At 31.5% G+C, this 23237-nt stretch carries 26 protein-coding genes, 1 pseudogene and 1 riboswitch; all 27 genes and pseudogenes read left to right on the forward strand.

The features are described 5' to 3' along the window. Positions 1 to 290: pseudogene (locus BMX60_RS05555) on the forward strand (UPF0236 family protein); the annotation flags it as partial. 121 nt (positions 291 to 411) lie between these two features. Beyond that, a riboswitch (cobalamin riboswitch) is annotated at positions 412 to 593 on the forward strand. 167 nt (positions 594 to 760) lie between these two features. Beyond that, positions 761 to 1264 carry an ECF transporter S component gene (locus BMX60_RS05560; protein WP_091350104.1) on the forward strand — a complete coding sequence of 168 codons (504 nt, stop codon included), beginning with the start codon at positions 761 to 763 and terminating at the stop codon, positions 1262 to 1264. A 58-nt stretch (positions 1265 to 1322) separates the two neighbouring features. Further along, positions 1323 to 2066 (forward strand): AIR synthase related protein, encoded by a 744-nt coding sequence (locus BMX60_RS05565; RefSeq protein ID WP_091350200.1) that lies wholly within the window; start codon positions 1323 to 1325, stop codon positions 2064 to 2066. A 13-nt stretch (positions 2067 to 2079) separates the two neighbouring features. Next, entirely contained in the window at positions 2080 to 2643 is a 564-nt protein-coding gene (gene cobU, locus BMX60_RS05570) for a bifunctional adenosylcobinamide kinase/adenosylcobinamide-phosphate guanylyltransferase (RefSeq protein ID WP_091350107.1), read from the forward strand. Next, entirely contained in the window at positions 2643 to 3386 is a 744-nt protein-coding gene (gene cobS, locus BMX60_RS05575) for an adenosylcobinamide-GDP ribazoletransferase (protein ID WP_091350109.1), read from the forward strand. The genes cobU and cobS overlap by 1 nt, the downstream gene beginning before the upstream one ends. 4 nt (positions 3387 to 3390) lie before the next feature. After that, positions 3391 to 3987 (forward strand): alpha-ribazole phosphatase, encoded by a 597-nt coding sequence (cobC, locus tag BMX60_RS05580; RefSeq protein ID WP_091350112.1) that lies wholly within the window; start codon positions 3391 to 3393, stop codon positions 3985 to 3987. Positions 3988 to 3999: 12 nt separating this feature from the next. Beyond that, positions 4000 to 5493: a cobyric acid synthase gene (locus BMX60_RS05585; RefSeq protein WP_091350115.1), complete on the forward strand. Its 1494-nt coding sequence runs from the start codon at positions 4000 to 4002 to the stop codon at positions 5491 to 5493. Then, positions 5486 to 6424, forward strand: coding sequence for an adenosylcobinamide-phosphate synthase CbiB (gene cbiB / locus BMX60_RS05590; protein WP_091350118.1), 939 nt, complete (start codon positions 5486 to 5488; stop codon positions 6422 to 6424). The genes BMX60_RS05585 and cbiB overlap by 8 nt, the downstream gene beginning before the upstream one ends. Positions 6425 to 6444: 20 nt before the next feature. Next, positions 6445 to 7524, forward strand: a complete 1080-nt coding sequence (locus BMX60_RS05595) for a pyridoxal phosphate-dependent aminotransferase (RefSeq protein ID WP_091350121.1) — start codon at positions 6445 to 6447, stop codon at positions 7522 to 7524. Further along, on the forward strand, positions 7508 to 8401 hold the full coding sequence (locus BMX60_RS05600; protein WP_091350124.1) for a GHMP family kinase ATP-binding protein: 894 nt from the start codon (positions 7508 to 7510) through the stop codon (positions 8399 to 8401). The genes BMX60_RS05595 and BMX60_RS05600 overlap by 17 nt, the downstream gene beginning before the upstream one ends. Next, positions 8394 to 9338: an ABC transporter substrate-binding protein gene (locus BMX60_RS05605; RefSeq protein WP_091350128.1), complete on the forward strand. Its 945-nt coding sequence runs from the start codon at positions 8394 to 8396 to the stop codon at positions 9336 to 9338. The genes BMX60_RS05600 and BMX60_RS05605 overlap by 8 nt, the downstream gene beginning before the upstream one ends. Positions 9339 to 9356: 18 nt before the next feature. Continuing rightward, on the forward strand, positions 9357 to 10409 hold the full coding sequence (locus BMX60_RS05610; RefSeq protein ID WP_091350132.1) for a FecCD family ABC transporter permease: 1053 nt from the start codon (positions 9357 to 9359) through the stop codon (positions 10407 to 10409). Between the two features lie 5 nt (positions 10410 to 10414). Further along, complete coding sequence (locus tag BMX60_RS05615; protein ID WP_091350137.1) at positions 10415 to 11218, forward strand: heme ABC transporter ATP-binding protein; 804 nt, start codon at positions 10415 to 10417, stop codon at positions 11216 to 11218. Then, positions 11219 to 11746 (forward strand): cob(I)yrinic acid a,c-diamide adenosyltransferase, encoded by a 528-nt coding sequence (locus BMX60_RS05620; RefSeq protein ID WP_091350141.1) that lies wholly within the window; start codon positions 11219 to 11221, stop codon positions 11744 to 11746. 68 nt (positions 11747 to 11814) lie between these two features. After that, positions 11815 to 12462 carry an ABC transporter ATP-binding protein gene (locus BMX60_RS05625; RefSeq protein WP_177159716.1) on the forward strand — a complete coding sequence of 216 codons (648 nt, stop codon included), beginning with the start codon at positions 11815 to 11817 and terminating at the stop codon, positions 12460 to 12462. Beyond that, positions 12455 to 13666: an ABC transporter permease gene (locus BMX60_RS05630; protein ID WP_091350148.1), complete on the forward strand. Its 1212-nt coding sequence runs from the start codon at positions 12455 to 12457 to the stop codon at positions 13664 to 13666. The genes BMX60_RS05625 and BMX60_RS05630 overlap by 8 nt, the downstream gene beginning before the upstream one ends. After that, positions 13656 to 14447 (forward strand): hypothetical protein, encoded by a 792-nt coding sequence (locus BMX60_RS05635; protein ID WP_091350151.1) that lies wholly within the window; start codon positions 13656 to 13658, stop codon positions 14445 to 14447. Before BMX60_RS05630 ends, BMX60_RS05635 begins: the two co-directional genes overlap by 11 nt. Positions 14448 to 14555: 108 nt before the next feature. Continuing rightward, positions 14556 to 14972: a secondary thiamine-phosphate synthase enzyme YjbQ gene (locus BMX60_RS05640; RefSeq protein ID WP_091350155.1), complete on the forward strand. Its 417-nt coding sequence runs from the start codon at positions 14556 to 14558 to the stop codon at positions 14970 to 14972. Positions 14973 to 14982: 10 nt separating this feature from the next. Further along, a complete protein-coding gene (locus BMX60_RS05645; protein WP_091350158.1) occupies positions 14983 to 17355 on the forward strand; it encodes a homocysteine S-methyltransferase family protein in 2373 nt (790 codons plus the stop codon). A gap of 7 nt (positions 17356 to 17362) precedes the next feature. After that, the gene (locus BMX60_RS05650) at positions 17363 to 18334 is read left to right on the forward strand and encodes an MBL fold metallo-hydrolase (RefSeq protein WP_091350161.1); all 972 of its coding nucleotides are present in this window, start codon (positions 17363 to 17365) and stop codon (positions 18332 to 18334) included. Positions 18335 to 18375: 41 nt separating this feature from the next. Next, positions 18376 to 18576: a hypothetical protein gene (locus tag BMX60_RS05655; protein ID WP_091350162.1), complete on the forward strand. Its 201-nt coding sequence runs from the start codon at positions 18376 to 18378 to the stop codon at positions 18574 to 18576. A gap of 257 nt (positions 18577 to 18833) precedes the next feature. Further along, positions 18834 to 19565, forward strand: coding sequence for a GntR family transcriptional regulator (locus BMX60_RS05660; protein ID WP_091350165.1), 732 nt, complete (start codon positions 18834 to 18836; stop codon positions 19563 to 19565). Between the two features lie 48 nt (positions 19566 to 19613). Next, on the forward strand, positions 19614 to 20879 hold the full coding sequence (locus tag BMX60_RS05665; protein WP_091350167.1) for a PTS ascorbate transporter subunit IIC: 1266 nt from the start codon (positions 19614 to 19616) through the stop codon (positions 20877 to 20879). Between the two features lie 12 nt (positions 20880 to 20891). Next, entirely contained in the window at positions 20892 to 21635 is a 744-nt protein-coding gene (locus BMX60_RS05670) for a sugar isomerase domain-containing protein (protein WP_091350170.1), read from the forward strand. Positions 21636 to 21646: 11 nt separating this feature from the next. Beyond that, positions 21647 to 22084: a PTS sugar transporter subunit IIA gene (locus tag BMX60_RS05675; RefSeq protein ID WP_091350172.1), complete on the forward strand. Its 438-nt coding sequence runs from the start codon at positions 21647 to 21649 to the stop codon at positions 22082 to 22084. A 16-nt stretch (positions 22085 to 22100) separates the two neighbouring features. Then, the gene (locus BMX60_RS05680) at positions 22101 to 22397 is read left to right on the forward strand and encodes a PTS sugar transporter subunit IIB (RefSeq protein ID WP_091350175.1); all 297 of its coding nucleotides are present in this window, start codon (positions 22101 to 22103) and stop codon (positions 22395 to 22397) included. A 146-nt stretch (positions 22398 to 22543) separates the two neighbouring features. Further along, the gene (locus BMX60_RS05685; protein WP_091350177.1) at positions 22544 to 23236 is read left to right on the forward strand and encodes a rhomboid family intramembrane serine protease; all 693 of its coding nucleotides are present in this window, start codon (positions 22544 to 22546) and stop codon (positions 23234 to 23236) included. The last annotated feature ends 1 nt before the right edge of the window (position 23237 follow it).

Here is a 23237-nt window from a genome sequence, read left to right on the forward strand (position 1 = left end):
TACTATCAAGCCGCTTAAGCAGCCGACCAATGGGTTGGAGTCGTGAAGGACTGCGGGCAATGGCTGAGTTACGAGCATATTTAAGTAGTGGTGGCAAAATTACACTTAAACATTTAAAATCAGAAGCAAAGAAAAGCTATAGCCTGGAAAAAAATATTGTCCTAAAGATCAAAAATACCTATACCAAGGCACGTGAACTATTAAATAATGTACCTATATTAAGCAAAGGTAAAGTCATACCAATGTTTAAATGTTTGAAAGATATGCATAATGGAACATTTAATTTATAAACCAAAATAGAGTGGTCATCAATTTATAAATATCCTATAAAAAGTTGACACTATCCTAAAATAAAAAGAGATTGACATTTGACTTTAGTATAGAATATAATTAATTTAGTTAAATTTTAAAACTAAATATAAATTTCAGGGTGCTTTAGAGATAAAGCTTAAAAGGGAAAGAGGTTAGAATCCTCTACAGCCCCCGCTACTGTATTCAGGGATGAAATCTTCCATAACCACCGGTTTTCCGGGAAGGGGAAGAGAGTAAGATGATCTGTAAGTCAGGAGACCTGCCTTGAAATTTTCCTGTCATAGCTTCGGAGGGAAGTGTATGAGGTTTTTTTCTTGCCTTTAAACACACAGTAGCTATGCTGTGTGTTTTTATTATGATTTTCTCAAATACACTTTTATGATCCGAAGTTTATTGAACTCTTTTGACAAGATGGGAAAAATACAAAAACTAAAGAAGGGGATTGAAAATGAATAGAGAACGAATAATGAAATTAATTTTAACAGGTTTTTTTATTATATTTTCTTATATCGGTTCCTTGGTTAAGTTTTCTGGTTCTATAGCTTTAGATTCGTTGCCTGCATATTTTTCTGCTATTATTTTAGGACCCCTTTTGGGAGGATTCGTAGGACTTGTTGGCCATCTATTGACAGCTTTAACCAGTGGCTTTCCTATGACTTTGCCTATGCACTTATTTATTTCTGTAATGATGTTTATTATTGTTTTTCTATTCTCCATAGCTTATAGGAAAGGGAACTTCTTAGGGATTATCTTAGGAATTATTTTAAATGGCCCTGTTGCTGCAACTTTATCAGCATATATTTTTGCTAATTTAGTAGATATGTCTATATCTTTTTGGAATTTTATTTCTTTAATAATTGTTCCCTTAACATTAGCCTCTAGTGTTAATATTATTTTTGCCCATATTCTCTATAAAGCCATACCTAAAAAGTATTATTCTACTTATTGGTAAAGTTAGAAGGTTAACGGGTAAATTCATAAAAGAAGGAAGGATTAAATTGAGGGATTTTATGTTTGAAAAATATAGGGATTTAACTTTTTGTTGGCTGAATAGTAATGAGGCTATTGTAATTTCTTGTGATAGTTGTGGCGGTGTAGGTGCAAAGGAAAAGGATTATATCAAAGTTTCTCCAGAAGTTGTAGGGTATTATACTACCCAGGTTGCTTTAATGGAAATTTTAGCTGTAAAAGCACACCCCTTCGCTATTATTAATAACTTGGCTGTGGAGATGGATAGTACAGGTAAAGAAATCCTTAAAGGGATTAACAAAGCATTGGTAGCAGCAGAATTAAAAGATAAGGTTTATATAACAGGTAGTACAGAAGAAAACTTTCCTAGTTTACAAACAGCTTTGGGAATAACTGTTTTAGGAAAGGTTAATAAAGAAAACTGGACTTTACCTAAATCATATAGAGGGGACTTTATAGCTGTAATTGGTATTCCCAAAGTGGGAGAAGAAGTGATAATGGATTTTGGGCAAGAAACTTTACTTTTAGGAAGATATAAAAATTTACTTAAAAACCCTTATATTAATGAAATACTTCCAGTAGGTTCTAAAGGGATTTTATTTGAGTTACAAGAATTAGCTCAAAGCAATAACTTATCCTTTAGACTATTAGAAAAAATAACTTTAGACTTAAATAAATCTGCTGGTCCTGCAACCTGTGCTTTAATTACTTTTAATGAAAAAGATCTTTACCAAGTTAGCAAAGATATTTCATTACCCTTTAATATTATTGGGCAGTTTTGTTAGAAGGGAGTTTCATATGGGAAAAATAATTATAATTACTGGAGGAGCGAGAAGTGGTAAGTCCAGTTTTGCTGAAAAATTAGCAAAAGGGTATGGTCATAAAGTTTTATATATAGGAACTGCTATACCTCTAGATGAGGAAATGGCTGAAAGGATAAAAAAACACCAATTAATAAGAGATAAGAACTGGGATACATATGAAGGATATCAAAATTTTGGGAAATTGACAGAAATTTTGGGTGAATATCAATGTGTTTTATTAGATTGTGTGACTGTAATGCTTACAAATATAATGTACAGTTATCCTGAATTTACTGAAGAAAAAACCGAAAGAGAGGTTTTTGAGAAAATAGAAGAAAAATGTAAAAGGGAATTAGATATTTTAATTGATAATTCAAAGAAAATGAATATACCTTTAATACTGGTTACTAATGAATTGGGCTGGGGTATTGTCCCTGAAAATCCTTTAGTCAGGATATTTAGGGATATGGCAGGAAGGATAAATCAATACATAGCTAAAAAAGGTGAAGAAGTTTATTTAATGATATCTGGGATTCCGTTGAAAGTGAAGGGAAGATAATGAAAAGATTTTTGCTGATGGTACAGTTCTTTACTAGAATTCCAATAAATAAAGAATTTGAGATAGAAGAAGGGGATTTTCATAAGGGTGTAATTTATCTGCCTTTGATAGGGCTTATTATAGGACTATTTATGGCAGGGATCTATTATATTACTAAAACTTATTCTGGTGATATTATCGCTATTGTTATGGCCTTATTGTTTGGTTACCTAATAACTGGTGCTTTACACATCGATGGTTTAGCAGATACCTGTGATGCCATTTTTACTATGAAAACTAAAGAAAAAATGTTAGAAATAATGAAAGATAGTAGGCTTGGTACCTACGGGACTTTAGCTGTCCTTTTCGACATTTTATTAAAAGTGTCGTTATTACTCTCCCTCGATAAAAGTTATAGAGCCATAGCAATAATTGTAGCTCCAGTTATTGGGCGAACCTTTTTAACTGTTTCTTTATATAAAGCTGAATATCCTAGGAAGGATGGTACAGGCAATCTTTTTGTAGGCAAAGTTACTTTATTAGATATTGTTTTAACGATGGTTATTTCTCTATTTTTAATTTTTTTCATCTTAAGAGTTGAGGGCTTGTTAGTTTTTGCTATAGCAATCCCCTTTACCTTATTAGTAAGAAAATATTTAATAGGAAAAGTTGGTGGGCTTACCGGGGATATGTTAGGAACAATAAATGAAGTAAATGAAATACTTACCCTCTTTATTTTGATGTTCCTTCAAAATTGGAGGTAAAGGAATGAAAGAAACTATTTTATATTTAATTCGCCATAGTGAATCAACCTATAATCAAAGGAAAGTTTATTATGGAAGAATAGATTGTCCTTTAAGCGAATTTGGGGTTAGACAATCCCAACTTCTCAAAGGAAAATTGAAAAAAGTAAAATTTGATCAGGTAATATCTAGTCCACTTAAGAGATGTCTTCATACAGCAACTATTATTACTGGTCTTAGAGAACAAGAAATTTTGACAGTCGATGGGTTTAAGGAATTGGATTTTGGACTTTGGGAAGGATTAAATTTTGAAGAAATTGCCGCTAACTATCCGGATAATTGGGAGGATTGGAAAAGGGATTGGAAAAGGGCAACTCCAATAAATGGAGAAAATTTTATGGAAATGTACAATAGGGTAACAAAAGCATTGACAAACATTTTACAAAAATATCAAGGAAGAAAAATTCTCTTAGTTTCCCATAAAGGGTGTTTACAGATCATCGCCTCTTATCTTTTAATACAAAATGAAAATCTGTTTTGGAATTTTGATTTTAAACAGGGTAAATACAGTGTCTTTGAAATTATAGATAATTTTTGTGTTTTAAAAAAAATCAACTGTTGATGGGGTGATTAAATGGAAAGGAAAAGTATAATGGTTCAAGGAACAGCCTCATCTGTTGGTAAAAGTGTAATATGTACTGCAATTTGCCGTATTTTAACAGAAGATGGGAAACGGGTTGCACCCTTTAAAGCCCAAAACATGTCTTTAAATTCCTATATTACTGAAGATGGTTTGGAAATAGGTAGAGCTCAAGGAATTCAAGGGGAGGCCTGTAAAATAAAGCCAACTGTAGAAATGAATCCCATTTTATTAAAGCCAACTGCCGATAATAAAAGTCAAATAGTTGTTAAAGGAAAGGTTTTAGCTAATTTGGAAGCACAGGAATACTATAGTATTAAAGGAAAGCTAAAAAGAATAATAAAAGAATGTTATTTTAAACTATTAAATAACAATGATGTCGTAGTAATAGAAGGGGCAGGTAGTCCTGCAGAAATCAATTTAAATAAAGATGATATTGTTAATATGGGTATGGCAAAAATGGCTAATTCGCCTGTTCTTTTAGTAGCAGACATAGATAAAGGAGGAGTTTTTGCATCTATTTATGGGACGGTGATGTTATTAGATGAGGAAGATAGAAAAAGAATTAAAGGAATTATTATTAATAAATTTCGAGGGGATATTGAAATCTTAAAACCTGGTTTAAAAACAATTGAGAATTTAGTTAATATACCTGTTATAGGGGTTATTCCATATTTTCTGTATAAAATTGAAGATGAAGACAGTGTTACAGATTGGGCGAGGTATAAAAGGCAAGGGGATTTTCATATTGCTGTTATAAAATTACCTAGAATATCAAATTTTACAGATATTAACCCATTATTACTATATGAAAATATTGATTTAAAGTTTGTTGAGTTACAAGATGATTTAGGAGAAGTAGATTTGATAATTTTACCAGGAAGCAAAAATACTATAGAAGATTTACAAGCTTTAAAAAAGACAGGAATGTTTGATAAAATTTTAAAGGCCTATAAAAAGGGTGTTAATATTTTTGGGATTTGTGGGGGCTACCAAATGTTAGGTAAGGAAATAAAGGATTGTTATGGAGTAGAGAGTTCTATAAAATCTACTAATGGTTTTAATTTACTTCCTATTACCACTGAATTTAGGCAAGATAAAATAACAACATTATCAGATGGGGAGGATATGCTATTTAATTGTCCGGTGAAAGGCTATGAAATACATATGGGTAAGACAGAATTTGTAGAGAATAGTATTTATCCATTAATTAAGGTTGAAAAAGAGGGACAAATTTATTTTGATGGTTGTTTTAACGAGGATAAAAATGTATTTGGAACTTATTTTCACGGTATTTTTGAAAATCAGGAATTCACTTTAAACCTTTTAAATTTACTTAGAGTAAATCGTGGTAAAAGACCAGAAATAGTAAAAGTCGATTATGAGGAGCATAAAGAAAAAGAGTATACAAAACTAGCCCAACTAGTGAGGGAAAACTTGGATATAAAAAAACTTTATCAAATTATAGAGGAAGGTCATCGTGATTAACTTTTGGTTAGCTTTTATCTTAGATATTTTATTAGGGGATCCATATTGGTTTCCCCATCCAGTAAAAGTTATAGGTATGTATATTATTTATTTTGAAAAACTAATAAGAATGAAAAACTGGAATAAAGAGCTGCTCAGAATATGGGGAATATGTTTAGTTTGTTCAACCATAGGACTAACTTATATAATTGGTTTATTTGCCTTAAATTTTTCTAAAAGTATATCTATCTTTCTTTACAATCTACTGAATATATCTTTAATTTGGTTATGTATATCCCCCAAAGGTTTATATGTAGAAAGTATGAAAGTATACCATGCTTTAAGGTTAGGGGATCTTGAGAAAAGTAGGTATTTATTGTCCCGTATTGTTGGAAGAGATACTGATAATTTACAAGATGAAGATATTATAAAGGCCACAGTAGAAACTGTTGCAGAAAATACATCAGATGGAGTTATAGCACCATTATTTTATATAGGAATTGGCGGTCCCCTTTTAGGACTAGTATACAAAGCAGTAAATACTCTGGATTCTATGGTTGGATATAAAAATGAAAAGTATCAACATTTTGGGTGGGCATCAGCAAAAATCGATGATTTGTTTAATTATATACCTGCTAGAATAACAGGTTTTTTATACATTATTTCAGCATACATTTGGAAAATGGACTACAAAAACAGCTGGCGAATACTGTTGAGGGATAGAAGTAAACATGCTAGTCCAAATGCAGGGTGGCCTGAGAGTGCTGTGGCGGGGGCGTTAAAAATTCAGTTAGGAGGACCAAATAGATATTTTGGAAAAGTAGTTGATAAAGAATATATAGGAGACAGGATAAAAAAAGTAGAGTATAAAGATATTTTACGGGTGAATAAATTGATGTATACAGCTACAATGATATTTTTAATACTTATGTCTGCTATATTTAAAATTTAAAAATTTTTATGGAGGTAAAAATGGATTTTCATGGAGGGAATATTTATAGATATAATAATACTAATTTGATTGACTTTAGTTCTAATATAAATCCCTTAGGAATACCATATATATTTAAAAAAAAGTTGATAGATAATTTAGATGTATTAACTAGATATCCAGATATACACTATAAAAAAATGCGGGAAACTATAGGAAGTTACCTAGGAGTTGACAACTTTAATTCAGTTATACCTGGAAACGGTGCAGTTGAAATCATATATAAAACACTTTTGGCTCTAGATATCGAGGAAGTACTAATTGCTGCTCCGACCTTTGCTCAATACCGTATAGCAGCAGGATTAAAGAAAATACCCTATGAAGAAGTAGTAGTGTATATGGAAAATGGTAAATTTCTCAAAGAAAAATTATTAGAAAAGATAAATAATCTTCCAAATAAATCTTTAGTTATAATTTGTAACCCTAATAATCCGACAGGGACGTTAATACCGTTAGAGACTATAGAGATTATAGCCCAAAAGTTAATAAAGAAAAAGGGTTATTTATTATTAGATGAAGCATTCATTGAATTTACTGATAATTATCCTGTAAGTAGTATGGTTAAAAATTTGAAAAATTACCAGAACATAATTATTATAAGGGCTGCAACTAAATTCTTTGGTATTCCTGGGATTCGTTTAGGTTATGGAGTTTCAGAAAATGAATTATTGATAAATAAAATAAAAGGGATAATGGAACCCTGGAATGTAAATGCTTTAGCGGTATTGGCAGGAGAAACTATTTTTTTAGATAAAAATTATATCAAAGATTCCCGAAAATGGATCAGAAAAGAAAAGGTGTTTTTTGAAAGAAATTTAGAAAAGTTATCAAAGGTAATTTATCTAAATTCTCAAGCTAATTTTATATTATTAAAGATAAAAGATATGGAAGCACAAAAGGTTAAAAAGATGCTTTTACAAAGAAATATTCTCATCCGTACTTTGGAGGGATTTACTGGTATAGATCAAAACTATTTTAGGGTTGCAATCAAAGATAGGAGAAACAATGAATATTTTTTTCAAAAGCTAAAAGAGGTAATATTCCATGAAAGTAATAGCTAAAGTTCCTGGATCTTGTGGAGAGTTAATTCAAGGACTAATCGGGGGTAAAGAGCTTTTAGTTTCATATCCAGTAAACCTTTATTCTACAGTAGAAATTACACTTAAGGAAAAGAATACAACAAGAAAATTAGATTTAACAAAGCATCTGAAGGTATACAAAGTATTTAGATTATTTCTAAAGAAACTTTCTTTAGAGTATCTTATAGATAAATTTGAAATAAATATTTCTAATCAAATACCGGTAGGTAAAGGGATGGCAAGCAGTACTGCCGATTTGGCAGGGGTTTTATGGGGAGTATCAACTTTATTAAATTACCCTATAACAGACAAAGAGTTGGGAAAAATATTAGCTCTTGTAGACCCAACAGATAGTACTATATTTAAAGATTTAAGTTTATTTGATCCTAAAAAGGGTAAGGTAGTTAAAAACCTTGGTCCTGTACCACATTTTTCTATTTTAGTTTTACAAGGATATGGGACTATAGATACCAAAAAACTTTATAAAAACAAAAATAACAAAGGCAGAAAAGATTTAAAGGAATTGATAGTTAAACTAAATAGGGCTTTAAAAGAGGGTAATATTCAAAGTTTAGGGGAAATAGCTACTTTGAGTGCCTTGGAAAATCAAAAAATACTCTATAAACCTTATTTAGAGGAAGTTATAAATTTAGTTTATAAATATAATGGCTATGGATTAAACATAGCCCATAGTGGTACGGTATGTGGTGTAATATATGATGAAAAATTTGATAAAGAAAAATTTTTACAAGAACTTAGTATCAAACATCACCAAACCTTTGAAAAAATTTATCCTCTTCAAAGTATTGATGGTGGTGTTAAAATAAAAATTGAAAGGGAGATGAAAAAAAATGTTTAAAAGGGTATTGAGTTTGTTTTTAATTTTAGTTTTAGCTTTATTTCTAGTTACAGGTTGTAGTACTAAGGATGAAGGAAAAAACCTTCAGGAAAAAGAGCAAAAAGAAGCTATTCAAACAGAATATCCATTAACAATTACTGATTCTTATGACAATGAAATTGTTATCAATGAACAACCTAAAAGGGTAATAAGTGTTGCACCTAGTATAACAGAAACGATTTTTGCACTAAATAAAGATGTAGTTTTAGTAGGCAGAACAGATTTTTGTGATTATCCTGCTAAAGTATCGGAAATACCATCCATTGGTACATTAAGAAACCCAAATATCGAGCAAATAGTTGCTTTAGAGCCAGATTTAGTTATTGCATCAACCCATTTTACAGAAGAAGTTTATAATAAATTACAAGAACTAGATATTCCTGTGTTAGTTTTAAACCCTAATGATAGTTTTGAAGGAGTTTATCATGTAATCATTACTTTAGGTAAAGTTTTAGATGCTAATGAAAAAGCTGAAAAAGTAGTAGAAGAAATGAAAAATACAGTAAAAGAAGTAAAAAATAAAGTGAAAGATTTAGAAAAACCCAGGGTTTATTATGTGATTGGTTTTGGAGAGTTTGGAGATTGGACTGCAGGTAAAGGGACTTTTATAAGTGAAATGATTAACATGGCAGGTGCTATAAATGTAGCTGATGACATTGAGGGTTGGAGTTACAGTTTGGAAAAATTGTTAGAACATGATCCAGATTTATTGATAGTTTCAAATCAATACAATGCTAAAGAAGGTATTATGTCTACAGAAGGATACAAAGAGTTAACAGCAGTAAAAGAAGGAAGAGTGTATGAAATAGATAACAATCTTTTAGATCGTCAAGGTCCAAGATTAGCTAGTGGTTTAAAGGAGTTAGCGAAAATTTTTCATCCAGAAGTAATTAAATAGGAAAAAAGGGATTAAAAAATGAGCTATATAGAAAAAAGGAAGCATTATAAAAGACTATTTTTAGTTGTTATAGTTGTATTATTATTTGTAATAGTTTATGCTAGCACTTTAGGGGCAGCGAATATAACATTTAATCAAAGTTTAAGGATAATAGCGGAAAAGATACCTATTTTGAATAGGTATCTTTTCGACCATTCTATTCCAAATAATTTTAGAATAATTATATGGAAAATTCGCCTTCCTAGAATATTTTTAGCAGGACTTGTAGGGATGGGACTTTCCGTTGTTGGGGCAACCTTTCAAGGGATGTTTAAAAACCCTATGGCTGAGCCATATGTTTTAGGCATTTCTTCGGGAGCCGCTTTAGGGGCAACAATAGGTATAATTTTAGGGTTAGAAAACTATGGAACAGGAATAGGTTTGATCAATATTTTTGCTTTCATAGGAGCAATTTCTACTGTAACGTTAGTTTATAATGTTGCAAGAATTGGATTTAAAGTACCAACAATAAGTTTATTACTGGCAGGAATTGCAATAAGTTCTATGATGTCATCTTTAATATCTATTTTGATGATTTTCAATAGAGATAAGGTTGAAAATATTGTATTTTGGATCATGGGCAGTGTTTCAGCAGCAAGTTGGCGGCATATTTATATATTAGCACCAGTGACTATTGTTGGTAGTGGTGCAATATATTTTTTTGCTAAAAATTTAAATATTTTAATGTTAGGGGAAGAGTCTGCTCAAAATTTGGGGGTGGAAGTTGATAAAACAAAAAAGTATTTATTAATACTTTCTACTATTATTGTAGCTTTTACCGTTTCAGTAAGCGGTATTATAGGATTTGTAGGTTTAATAGTACCCCATGGAGTGAGAATGTTATTAGGGCCCGACCATAGAGTTCTTATTCCTTTTACAGCTTTAATAGGTAGTATTTTTTTAATTATCACCGATACTATTGCAAGAACAATAATAGCTCCTAGCGAAATTCCTGTTGGAGCAGTTACAGCTGTTTTGGGTTCTCCATACTTTTTATACTTACTATATAAAACAAAGAAAAAGGTAGGCTAAATAAAATGTCCCAAATTTTGATAAGTGGATTATCTTGGAAATATGAAACACAAAAGATATTAACAGACATAAAATTAAATATAGAAAGAGGAAAGTTTTATAGTATTATTGGACCAAATGGCTCTGGAAAAACAACATTATTAAAAAATATTTTAAAAATATTACCAGTAGAGAAAAAAACTATTTTTTTACAAGGACAAGATATTAATAAAATTTCTATCAAAAATTTAGCAAAAAAAATAGCCCATGTTCCTCAAGATACTAAAATTGATTTTGATTTTACTGTTCTAGATCTTGTGATGATGGGAAGGAACCCATATTTAAAACATTTTCAATTAGAGGGAGAAAAGGATTTAGAAATTGTAAAAGGAGCCATGGAAGCAACTGGGGTGTGGGAGTTTAGAAATAAATCAATTAATAACTTAAGTGGTGGAGAAAGACAAAGGGTTATAATCTCAAGGGCTTTGGCACAACAAAGCGATATTTTGTTGTTAGATGAGCCAATCTCTAACTTAGATCTTTACCACCAGATTGAAATATTAGATTTAATTCATAAAATTGTTAAGGAGAAGGGGAAAACTGTCATAGCTGTTCTTCATGACTTAAATTTAGCTGCCCAATATAGTGATTATGTAATATTATTAAATAAAGGTAAAGTTTTTACTGAAGGGAAACCTGAAGAAGTAATAACAGAAAAAAATATTTCAGAAGTATATAAAATAAATTGTCGTGTAATTAAAAATCCATGTGATAATACACCCCTTGTAATTACAATTGCAAATAAAGGTGAAAAGGAGAGAAAAAAATAAATGGAAAAAAGATTTGTTCAAGTTTATACCGGCGATGGTAAAGGAAAAACAACGGCTGCCCTAGGTTTAGCTTTAAGGGCAGCCGGTTGGGGGTACAAAATACTTTTTGTTCAATTCTTAAAAGGACAACATAGTGGTGAAGTAGAAAGTATTAAGTTTTTAAAAAATATAGAACTGTTAAAAATAGGGGCAATAGATAAGTTTACTTGGCAGTTGACTGAGGAGGAATATAAAGCTGTTTATGACAAAGTTCAGAGGGAGTGGAGTAATCTCATAAAAACTTTAAAAAATTCTAATTATGATATAATTGTATTAGATGAAATTTTAGGAACAATTAAGAGTGGTTTAGTAACTGAAGAACAGGTTTGCTCATTAATAGATGAAAACAGGGATAAGGTAGAAATAGTTTTAACTGGCAGAAATTTGACGGAAAATTTAAAGGATAAAGCTGATTTATTAACAGAAATGAAAAATGTCCGCCATTACTATCAAAAAGGAGTAAAAAATAGAAAAGGAATTGAAAAATAAAAGTAGAATTATTTTCTATAAGATTGGAATAATAATAATTTATAAACTATTATTGAGGAGGGGGTATTTTGATTTCTATTAAAAGTGTAAGGAAAAAGTATGACAATGATAACGATATAAAGTTCAAGGATTATACCTTTGAACCAGGAAAATCATATTGTATTTTAGGGCCTTCAGGAAGTGGAAAGTCCACCCTTTTAAATTTAATTGGTGGATTAATAAGTCCCACAGAAGGAATAATCAATATAAATGGCACCTGTTTAAATTGTTTATCTCCTAAGGAACTAGACCGATATTGTTTTCAAAATATCGGATTTATCCCCCAAGAACTAAAGTTATTTGCTGAATTTACCGTTGAAGATAATCTAAGAATTTTAGAAGTGGAAGGAAAACTAGCTTTTAGTATCGATGAAGTCCTTTCGTGGGTAGAAATGATGGACAAAAGGAAAAGTAAAATTAAAAATTTATCCGGTGGAGAAAAGCAGCGGGTAGCTATTGCCAGGGCATTGATAAAATCCCCTAAAGTAATGTTATGTGATGAACCAACTGCTTCATTAAATACAGCTAAAGGGATACAAATAATAGAGCTAATTACCAAATTACATAAAGAACAGGATAATACATTGCTAGTAGTAACCCATGATGATAGGTTGACGGGATATTTTGATAATACTTTAAACATAAGGGACCTTTTAGGGGGTGGCCATTATGTTTAAATATATCTTAAAGAGTATATGTGGTAGAAAAATAGAAACGATTCTATTTATTATTGCCATAGTAGTATCTTTATCTGTCTCAATGGGGGCAGTTAATATTTCTTCTGGGATCAGAGAAGGGATAATTAAAGTTGATGGAGAGTACGATATTATTATTGGGCCTAATGGCAGTGATACTCAACTTCTCCTTTCTACTTTGTTCTTTAGTGAACATCCTTTAGGAGTTATTAGTTATAGTAATGTAGAAAAACTTAAAGAAAGGGGAGATTTAGAGGTCGTAGTCCCCCTAGCTTTAGGAGATAACTTTAGAGGAAATAATTTAGTAGGAACAAGTCCCTTATTTTTACGGAATAAAGAAATTAAGGAAGGAAGATTTTTTGAAAAGCCCTTTGAAGTAGTTGTAGGATACAATGTGGCAAGAAAGCATGGTTTAAAAATTGGGGATAAAATCGTTACATCCCATGGTATAGCAGATCATAGTATTAATAGCTTAGCATGTTTGTTCCACAGTCACGGAAAAGATGACCATTTGTTTCATCATGATGATCATCCTTATACAGTTGTAGGAATTTTAGCTAGAGATTATAGTGCCTTTGATAACGCTCTTTTTACCGGCATAGAAAGTATTTGGCTTGCCCATAACTATACTGGGACATTAACACCGGAGGAAAAATTAGTTACCTCCATAGTAATCCGTTCAGGAAATCAAAGGGCAGCTAGGGAAGTGGTTAATGAATATAATGAAAAAGGGGAATATCAAGCTATTCATCCAACGGAAATATTGAGGAAACTTCTTAACACTTTAGATTTAAGTAAACAAGTAGCCTTTTTATTATCTAGCATTATAGTTGTTTTAGCTTTAATTATTGTTTTTATTATGGTTACATTAATGGTTAATAGCCTTGAAAAGGAAATTGGGATTTTGAGATTCATCGGTTGGAGTAGGGGAAATATAACAAAATTTGTTTTGTATCAGTGTCTTTTACTAGGATTTATTAGTTTTGTAATTTCTAGAATCTTTACCTATCTAGTATTGTACTTTGCCAATAAACTTTCTTCTTCAATGGGAATAGTTTTAGATATAAGCAAAATTTATCCATTAGAATATATTATTGCCTTTACTATCTTGCTTGCATCTGTAACTCCTATTATAGTTTACTTAACCTTAATTTATCGAAAGGAGTTATTAAAAAATGGAAACTAAAAAACTTCTGATATATATTTTTCTTCTTTCCTTTACAATTGGAGGATGTTTTTCTTCTGTGGAAGTTTCTAGTGAAGTTGTAGAACTTTCCTTTTCTGACACGTTGTCTTTTGAAGAGATAAAAAAATTAGATGGCAAAAAAGTTAGTATAGTAGGGTTTATGTCAACGACCTCCCCTTTAGATGGTAGTTATATTTATCTTCAAAACATGCCTTATCAATCATGTCCTTTTTGTGTTCCTAATACCAATGTTTTGGCAAACACTATAGCAGTTTATGCCCCTAAAGGACAATCCTTTAAATTCACAGATTTGCCTGTCAAAGTTACTGGGAAACTAATAGTTGAAGATATTACCGATCAGCTCGGATATTTTTATAATTACCGGATAGTCGATGCCGATATAGAAAGGGCTAATGTTCAGAGTTTAAGTAGGGAAATTAGGATTTATACAGAATTAGTAGAGAAGGGTTTTGTTGACCTTTTTATAGATATTTTAGAAAAAGTAGACAGGGCAGTAGGTCATCACAGATATAACATAGACAGAGGGGAACTTGAAACAATAGATATAGAAAGATTTTCTGAGATAGAAGAAATGTTCATAGGATTAAATAAAGATGATTATAGGGATATTTTAGATGTGATAGATCAACTAAAAAATATTGCAGAAAAGGTTAATGGATTTATCGAAGAAGAAAATTGGGGTGAGTTAATTCTTTTATCAAGAAGTTTAGAGGATATTTTTGTAGGATTTTTAAATTGGCTAACTAAACCATCTTTTTAATAAAACTTCCTCTTGGAGGGAGTTTTATTATTTTTTAAAGAATATCACTCAATATGGTATAATATTAACATAACTTTGATATTTCCAAAAAGATATGGAGGGATTTTCATGAAAAGCTATAGAAAAGAACTTTGGTTTAATACACCTACCAGGAGGGCTTTTATCAATATTACTGGTGAGTTGGAAAAATGTTTAGCAGAAAGTGGAATTAAAGAAGGTTTGCTCCTATGTAATGCCATGCATATTACCGCAAGTGTCTTTATTAATGATGACGAACCGGGCCTACACCATGATTTTGAAGTATTTTTAGAAAAATTAGCACCAGAAAAGCCATATAGTCAATATGCCCACAATGGCTATGAAGATAATGCCGATGCTCACTTAAAAAGAACTATTATGGGTAGAGAAGTAGTGGTAGCTATAACTAATGGTAAACTAGATCTAGGGACATGGGAACAAATTTTTTATGGAGAGTTCGATGGAAAAAGACGTAAGAGGGTTTTAGTAAAAATTATAGGGGAATAGGGTTGATAAAATGAGGAATAAACTACAAAAATTGCTAGAAAGGAAAATCCTCCTCTTCGATGGAGCTATGGGTACCCAGTTAAACTTACAATACCCTGAAGAAGGGAATTTAGAATATCCCCATCTTGTAAAAGAAGTCCATCAAAGCTATAAAGACAAGGGTTGTGATGTAATCGGAACAAATACCTTTGGAGCAAACAGGGCTAAATTAGCCCAAAGGTTAGCTTTAGATAAATTGGTAGAAATCAATAGACAAGGGGTAAAACTAGCTAAAGAAATAGCCGGAGACCAACTTTTGGTAGCAGGGATTATAGGTCCTACGGGGAAATTGCTAAAACCCTATGGAACACTATCCTTTGACGAAGCAAAAGAAATCTTTGCTGAACAAGGGAAAATATTAATTGAAAGTGGAGTAGACTTTATTTTAATTGAAACAATGTCAGATATACTGGAGATGAAGGCAGCGGTGGTTGGTATAAAGGAAATAGCTGATATTCCAATCATTTGTACTGCTACCTTTGACCAAAAGGGAAAAATTTTAACAGGAGCAGATGCTCAAACGGTGGCGACGGTATTAGAAAGTTTAGGAGTTACAGCCATTGGGGCAAATTGTGGCGTTGATATCCCTTCTATGATTGAAGTAATTAAAGGGATGACGGAAGTGACTAATTTACCACTAATTGCTCAACCTAACGGAGGTCTACCAAAGTACATAAATGGAAAAACTGAATATCTAATGGATCTTGATAGGTTTAAAATAGAGGTGGAAGGGTTGTTGGCAGCAGGGGTACAGGGAATTGGTGGTTGCTGTGGTACCGATCCTCACCATATAGAAATATTAAAAAAGTTAACAGAAAAGAGAAAACCTATTCTTCCTTCAGATTTTTCCCTTTCAAAATTAGCTGGAGCTAGAAAGACCGTAGTTTTTACAGAAAAAAGTCCTACTAAGGTTATAGGGGAAAGGCTTAATACAACGGCTCAACCTAAATTAAAAGAAGCTGTAACAAGGGGAGAAATATCCCCTTTTATCGAAATGGCTTTGAAACAAGTAGAAAAAGGGGCAGCATTGTTAGATGTAAATATTGGTATTAGTCTAGAAAAAGAATTGGAAATGATGCCAAAGGTTATAGAAGGATTACAGCAAAGTATAGATATACCTTTAGTTATAGATACTACCTATCCTCAGGTTATGGAAGAGGCATTGAAGGTATATCGGGGTAAACCTTTATTGAATTCCACCACTGGTGATAGAAAAAATTTAGAGAAAGTAATAGAACTTGCACAAAAATACGGAGGGGCTATAGTAGCCTTAACGTTAACGGAAAAGGGATTACCTAAAAGGGCTGAAGAAAGGGTGGAAATAGCAAGGGAAATTTTGGCTATCGCTCAAGAAAAGGGTTTTGGAAAAGAAAATATTTGGATAGATCCTTTAGTTTTAACAGCGGGAGCAAATGGAGATTTAGTTTTAGAAACAATTAAAGGGGTAAAAATGATTAAAGAAGAACTAGGGGGACAAACATTGTTGGGAATCAGTAATATTTCATACGGATTACCTAACAGAAGTTGGCTTAATAGCCATTTCCTCACCCTTGCTTTGACAGCAGGGTTAGATCTGCCTATAGTAAATCCAGAAGACCCATTGATTTGGCAAAGTATAAAGTGTGCCGATGTTTTTACAGGTAAAGATAGTGGGGCAAAGAACTATTCTTTAGAAAAAATCCCTAATGAAAAAGGGGAAAGGATAGCTCTAGGGGAAAATATAACTTTAGAAGATTTTGAAAGGCTTATAATCTATGGCTTAAAAGAAAAAATCCCCCAAGGGATAAATTTATTAAAAAAACAAGGGTATAGTGGTAAAGAAATTTTAGAAAAAGCTTTACTAAGGGCTATGGAGAAGGTAGGGGACTATTACGAAAAAGGAATTTTCTACTTACCCCAATTGTTAGGGGCAGGGGATGCAGCAAAACAGGTATTTGAAGAGCTAGCAACAGATCTTCAAAAAGAAAGGATAGAGGATAAGGGCACTGTTTTGCTAGCTACCGTAGAAGGGGATATCCACGATATAGGGAAAAACATTGTTTCATTAGTCTTGCAAAATAATGGGTATAAAGTCCTGGACTTAGGTACTGATGTACCTCCCTTACATATAGTGGAAAAGGCAGAGGAGGTCAAAGCAGATGTCATTGGATTAAGTGCCCTTTTAACTACGGCAATCCCTAAAATGGCGGAAGTGGTAGAATTGTTAAAGGAAAGGGGACTATCTATACCGGTAATGATAGGGGGAGCAGTGGTCAGTGAAGATGTAGCAAAATCCATTGGAGCATATTATGCTGCCAACGGAGTGGAAGGGGTAAAAGTTTTAAAGAAAATTTTAGAAAGTTAGGTGGGAAATGGTGAAAGAAGTTTATGCTAATATTTATCAAATTGAAGTACCTTTACCTGATAATCCATTAAAAAAGATCAATACATACTTGATTAAAGGGGCTGAAAAAAGTCTATTAATAGATACTGGATTTAACCATATCCTTAGTCAAGAAATACTAATGGAAGGATTAAATGAGCTAGGAATAAAGTTAGAAGACTTAGAGTTATTTATAACCCATCTCCATTCTGATCATTCGGGATTGGCTGCTTTTTTCGATAGTCAAGGGGTAAAGGTTTATACCAGTGAAATAGATGGATTACTTATCAATGAAATGACAGGGAATAGTTACTGGGAAAGATTGATGGAAAAAGTAAGGATGTATAATTTAGATCTAGACAATATTACATATATGGATAATCCAGGGTATAAGTACTGTCCTAAAGAGGCTATAGAATTCCAATTGTTAAAAGAAGGGGATCAGTTAAAGGTTGGGGATTATACTTTTGAAGTGATTGATATATCAGGGCATACACCAGGGCATATAGGGCTATATGAAAGGGAACACAAGTTGTTTTTTGGTGGAGATCATATTTTAGATCAAATTACTCCTAATATTGCTTTTTGGGGTTTTCAGTATAATAGTTTAGCAGTTTATCTAAACAATTTAGGTAAAATATCACAATATAATATAGACTATCTTTTTCCTTCCCACAGAAATATAATTAGAGATCATCAGAGGAGGATTGGAGAGCTGATTAGCCATCATGGAAAGCGATTAGAGGAAATTTTGAATATTTTAAAAGGGAATGAAAAAACCGTTAGGGATGTGGCTAAGGAAATGAAATGGAGTTTAAAAGAAAAAAACTGGGAGGATTTTCCCTCGCCTCAAAAGTGGTTTGCAGCAGGAGAAGCCATGTCCCATTTGGAGCATTTGGTTTTGGTTGGGAAGGTAGAGAGAATAAATAAAGAGGGAGTTTTATATTATAGATTAAATTAAGTTTTATATAATATAAACGATTTTTAAGGGGGAATTTTAAAATGAGAAAAGAAGCAAAAGAGGTAAAAATTGGGGAGAAAATATTAGAATGTCCTATATGTAATCACAAAAAATTTTGGAAAAGGCAAACCTTGATGAATACTGCAGGTGCAACTTTTTTTGGATTTGATTGGGCTAACAAAGAAGCTGTTAATTTTATTTGTAACAGTTGTGGATACATTATGTGGTTTTGGGTGGGATAATATCAGAAACCTGACTATCTTTTTCCTTCCCACAGAAATATAATTAGAGATCATCAGAGGAGGATTGGAGAGCTGATTAGCCATCATGGCAAGGGATTAGAAGAAATTTTGAATATTTTAGAAGGGGGAGTTTTGTATTATAAAAAAGTAGACAAAAATCAATGAAATTTTTAAAAAGTATTGAAAAAAATGTGACGATAGACTATACTTAAAATAAGATGTATATACAACATATTATCTATACAGGAGTTGATTTAATGAAAAAAGTTTGTCATAAAAGTCCAATTCCATTATATTATCAACTTAAAGAAATTATTCAAGAAATGATAGAAAATGAAGAAATAAAGGCAGGAGAACCGATACCGTCAGAAAATGAACTTTGTGAATATCATGGAATAAGTAGAATGACAGTCAATAAAGCTATTAACTCCCTTGTTTACGAAGGGTTAGTATATAGGTTAAAAGGAAAAGGGACATTTGTCTCAGAGAATAAAAAAATGCATGAAATAAATAGTTTAAAGGGATTTACTGAAGAAATGGAAGAAAAGGGTTATAAAGTAAAAACAAAGATATTATCTTTTAAAATTGTGAAAGCGACAATGAGTAAAATGAAGCATTTAAAATTAGATAATCCTGAAAATTTGATAGAAATAAAAAGGTTAAGATTTTTAAATGATGAACCACATAGTATTGAGACAGCCTGGATTCCAAAAAAGTTTTGTTCTGATTTAACAGAGAATCTATTAAAAAATAATTCTTTGTATTGGTTATTTAGAAATAAATATAATTTGAATTTAAAATATGGAAAACAAGTAATTGAACCTATCTTAATTAATAGTTATGAGAGTAAATTGTTGGGAATAGCTGAAAAGTCTTTAGCCCTTTTATTTAGAAGAACTACAATGTTAGATGATGACAAAGTGATCGAATACACAAAAGCTATATACCGTACAGATAAATTTAAATATGAATTGGAATTGAGGCCGTAATAAGTTTGCGGTAAAACCGCAATAAAATATATTTAAGGGGGTTTTTAAATGGAAGTTATAATGTTTTTTATCAATCAAATCTTCCGAGAAGCATCTCTATTTTTAGGTATTATTGCTTTAGTAGGATTATTGCTACAAAGAAAATCTTTCTCAGAAGTAATTCAAGGAACATTTAAAACAATTATTGGTGTAGTAATTTTAACACAAGGGGTTAATATTATTGTCAATGCTATGTTGCCTTTAAGTGGTGGTTTTGAGTTTTTATACGGGATTGAAGGTGATAAAGTGTTAAGGCCTATGGGCTCAGATGCTTTAATTTCCAATTTTGGTTCCCAGATTGGTTTGGCAATGTTGTTGGCGTTTTTACTAAATGTTGTTGTTGCAAGATTTACCAAAATTAAAAATGTTTTCCTTACTGGTCATCATCTTTTCTGGTTTGCATTTATTTTTGTAGCAGTGGGTGTGGAAGCAGGTTTTGAAGGTATAAGTTTAATTCTTTTCAGTACATTATTTTTAGCTTTATACATCATATTAGTACCGGCTATTATAAAACCGTATGTTAAAAAAGTAATTGGAGATGATTCTTTTACATTAGGTCATCCTACTGTAATCCTTTCATTGGTTTCTGGATTTGTAGGTAGTATTGTTGGAGATAAGTCAAAGTCTACAGAGGAAATAAAATTTTCACCTAAACTAAACTTTTTAAGGGAAATCACAATTACATCTTCTTTAGTTATGTTTATAGTATATGTTGTAGTAGGATTACTAGGAGCAAAAGAAGTTTATAGTACTGATAAAAATCTTATTATATATTCGTTAATGCAAGGGATATTATTTGGTGCTGGTCTGACAATTTTATTAAGTGGAGTAAGAATGATGTTAGCAGAAATTATCCCAGCTTTTAAAGGTATATCTGATAAAGTAATACCTAATGCAGTTCCAGCATTAGATTGTCCTATAATTTTCCCTTATGCACCAAATGCAGTATTGATCGGTTTTATAGTTTCTATGGTTACTTCAGTAATAACTATTATTTTATTGGGTGCAACGGGATTTTTCCCTTACGCAATTTTGCCATTAACTATAACCTGTTTCTTTGAAATTGGTACTGCTGCAGTTATCGGTAACGGTACTGGTGGTGTAAGAGGGGCAGTTATTGGTTCAGCTGTAGCAGGAGTAGTAATGATTTTCTTAGTAGGTTTTTCAATACCTTTCTTAGCAAATACAGTATCAGATTGGATAGTAATATTTGGTGGTAATGATTTTTCCCTTTGGGCAATAATATCTGGATTATTCTCAAAAATATTTGCATAAGGATGAGTAATAATGCTTAAATACACAAAACTATATTTTAATAAAATAGCTGAAATTTTAGAAGATGTCGAAAGAACACAGGGAGAAAAAATTTACAAAGCTGCTTTGAAAGTGGCAGAAACCTTTGAACAAGGCAAATCAACTTTTGTTTTTGGTTGTTCCCATGCTGGTATCATTGCGGAAGAATTATTTTATAGGACAGGTGGATTAGCAATTATTAATCCTATCTTTAATCCAACATTGATGCTAAATACAAGACCAGTAACACTAACGACAAAGATAGAAAGGATTGTAGGTTTTGGAAAAGTAATTCTTGAATCATCACCAATTAATAAAGGTGATGTATTGATAATCCACTCTGTTTCTGGTAGAAATAATGTTCCTGTTGAAATGGCAATTGAAGCAAAGGAAAGAGGTATTTATGTTATAGCTATCACAAACTTATCTTATTCTACAAATGTAAGTTCAAGGGATGAAAGTAACAAAAAATTGTATGAAGTTGCTGACTTAGTAATTGATAATTGTGGAGTTTATGAAGATTCAATAGTAGAGATAGAAGGATTGTCTCAAAAAGTTGGTCCAACATCGACAATTATTGGGGCTGCCATTGGTCATTCTATAGTAATAGAAACAGCTAATATTTTGTTGGAAAAGGGAATTCAGCCACCTATATTTCATAGTGCTAATATAGATGGTGGAGATGAATTTAATAAAAAAATTCTAGAAAAACATAAAAACTTAATCCATTATCTGTAGGAGGAAATTTTGTGGAAAAAATAATAGAGTTAAAAAATATTAAAACCAAAGTGGAATGTGCTAATTGGCAGGAAGCAATTAGAGAAGCTGGAAATCTTTTAGTTAAAAGTGGTTTTGTTAAAAAAGAATATGTTGAAGAAATCATAAAAACCGTCGAAAATTTAGGACCATATTTTGTAATTATTCCCCATATAGCTTTAGCCCATGCAAGGCCTAGTGAGCAAGTGTTAAAAAATGGTTTGAGTCTAATCACATTAAAAGATCCAATAGATTTTGGAAAAAAAGAAAATGATCCAGTAAAAATAGTTATTGCCTTTGGTGCTAAAAGTGGAGAGGAGCATTTGGAGAGTTTAAGAAAAATAGCATTATTATTTGAAAAGCCTGATATTATAGACGAGATAATTAGGGAAGATAAACCAGAAATAATTTATCAAATTTTGAATAGGTGACAGGGAGATGATTACTATGGGCAAAGAACTTAAAATTTTAGCTGTTTGTGGTTTTGGAGTAGGTTCTTCAATGATTTTAAAAATGAAAATAGATGAGGTATTAAAAGAAAATAATATTAAAGCAGAGGTTTTTACTACTGATGTTGGGACTGCGACATCTACACCATGTGACATTATTTTTACATCTAGCGAATTAGGGGAAACCTTTAAAGGTAAAGTTTCAGTTCCTGTAGTTATAATAAATAATTTTATTAATAAAAAGGAAATTGAAGAGAAAGGAATTAGTGTAATAAAAGAATTACTTCAGAGTTAATTATAGTAAGGAGTGAGTGTTGGTTATACCAGGGTATACCAACACTTTTTTTAGTGTGATAAAAAAGGAATTGAAAAATAATTATAGAATATAAAAAATATGATTGACTTTAATTAATATCGATTTATTAGAGAAAGGAGAAAATGATGATACCATTAAGGGATATAAACCCAACGAGAAGGACCCCTATTTTAACTGTTTCATTAATTATTATCAATGTAGGGATATTTATTTATCAAATGGGTTTACCACATGATCTGACAATAAGGTTTCTAAAAACCTTTGGTTTTATACCAGAACAGCTAACAAAAGCCATAATACTTGGGAATTTTGAGTATTTATGGGTTAATCTTTTTACTATTTTTTCTAGCATGTTTTTACATGGGAGTTTTATGCACCTTATAAGTAATATGTGGGCATTATGGTTATTTGGAGATAATGTTGAAGATAAATTAGGACATTTTAAGTTTTTATTTTTTTACCTGTTAAGCGGAGTTTTTGCTTCCTTTACCCATTATCTTTTTTATTTTAATTCTCCAGTAGTAACAATTGGAGCATCTGGGGCTATAGCAGGGATAATGGGAATATATTTCATTTTATTTCCATATGCAAAAATTAAGACACTTTTTTTAGTTTTATGGTTACCCTTTTTTATCCACGTCCCCGCCTTTCTTTATATAGGATTATGGTTTATTTCGCAAATTTCTAACGGTATATTGAGTCTTTTTGGTCCTATCTATGGTTTTGGAATTGCCTGGTGGGCCCATATAGGAGGATTTATTTATGGATTGTATATTGGTAAAAAGTATAGAAAAAGAATGTATTTTTTTTGGAAATAAA

This window comes from Anaerobranca gottschalkii DSM 13577, from assembly GCF_900111575.1.
In the GTDB taxonomy this organism is placed as follows: Bacteria; Bacillota; Proteinivoracia; order Proteinivoracales; family Proteinivoracaceae; genus Anaerobranca; species Anaerobranca gottschalkii.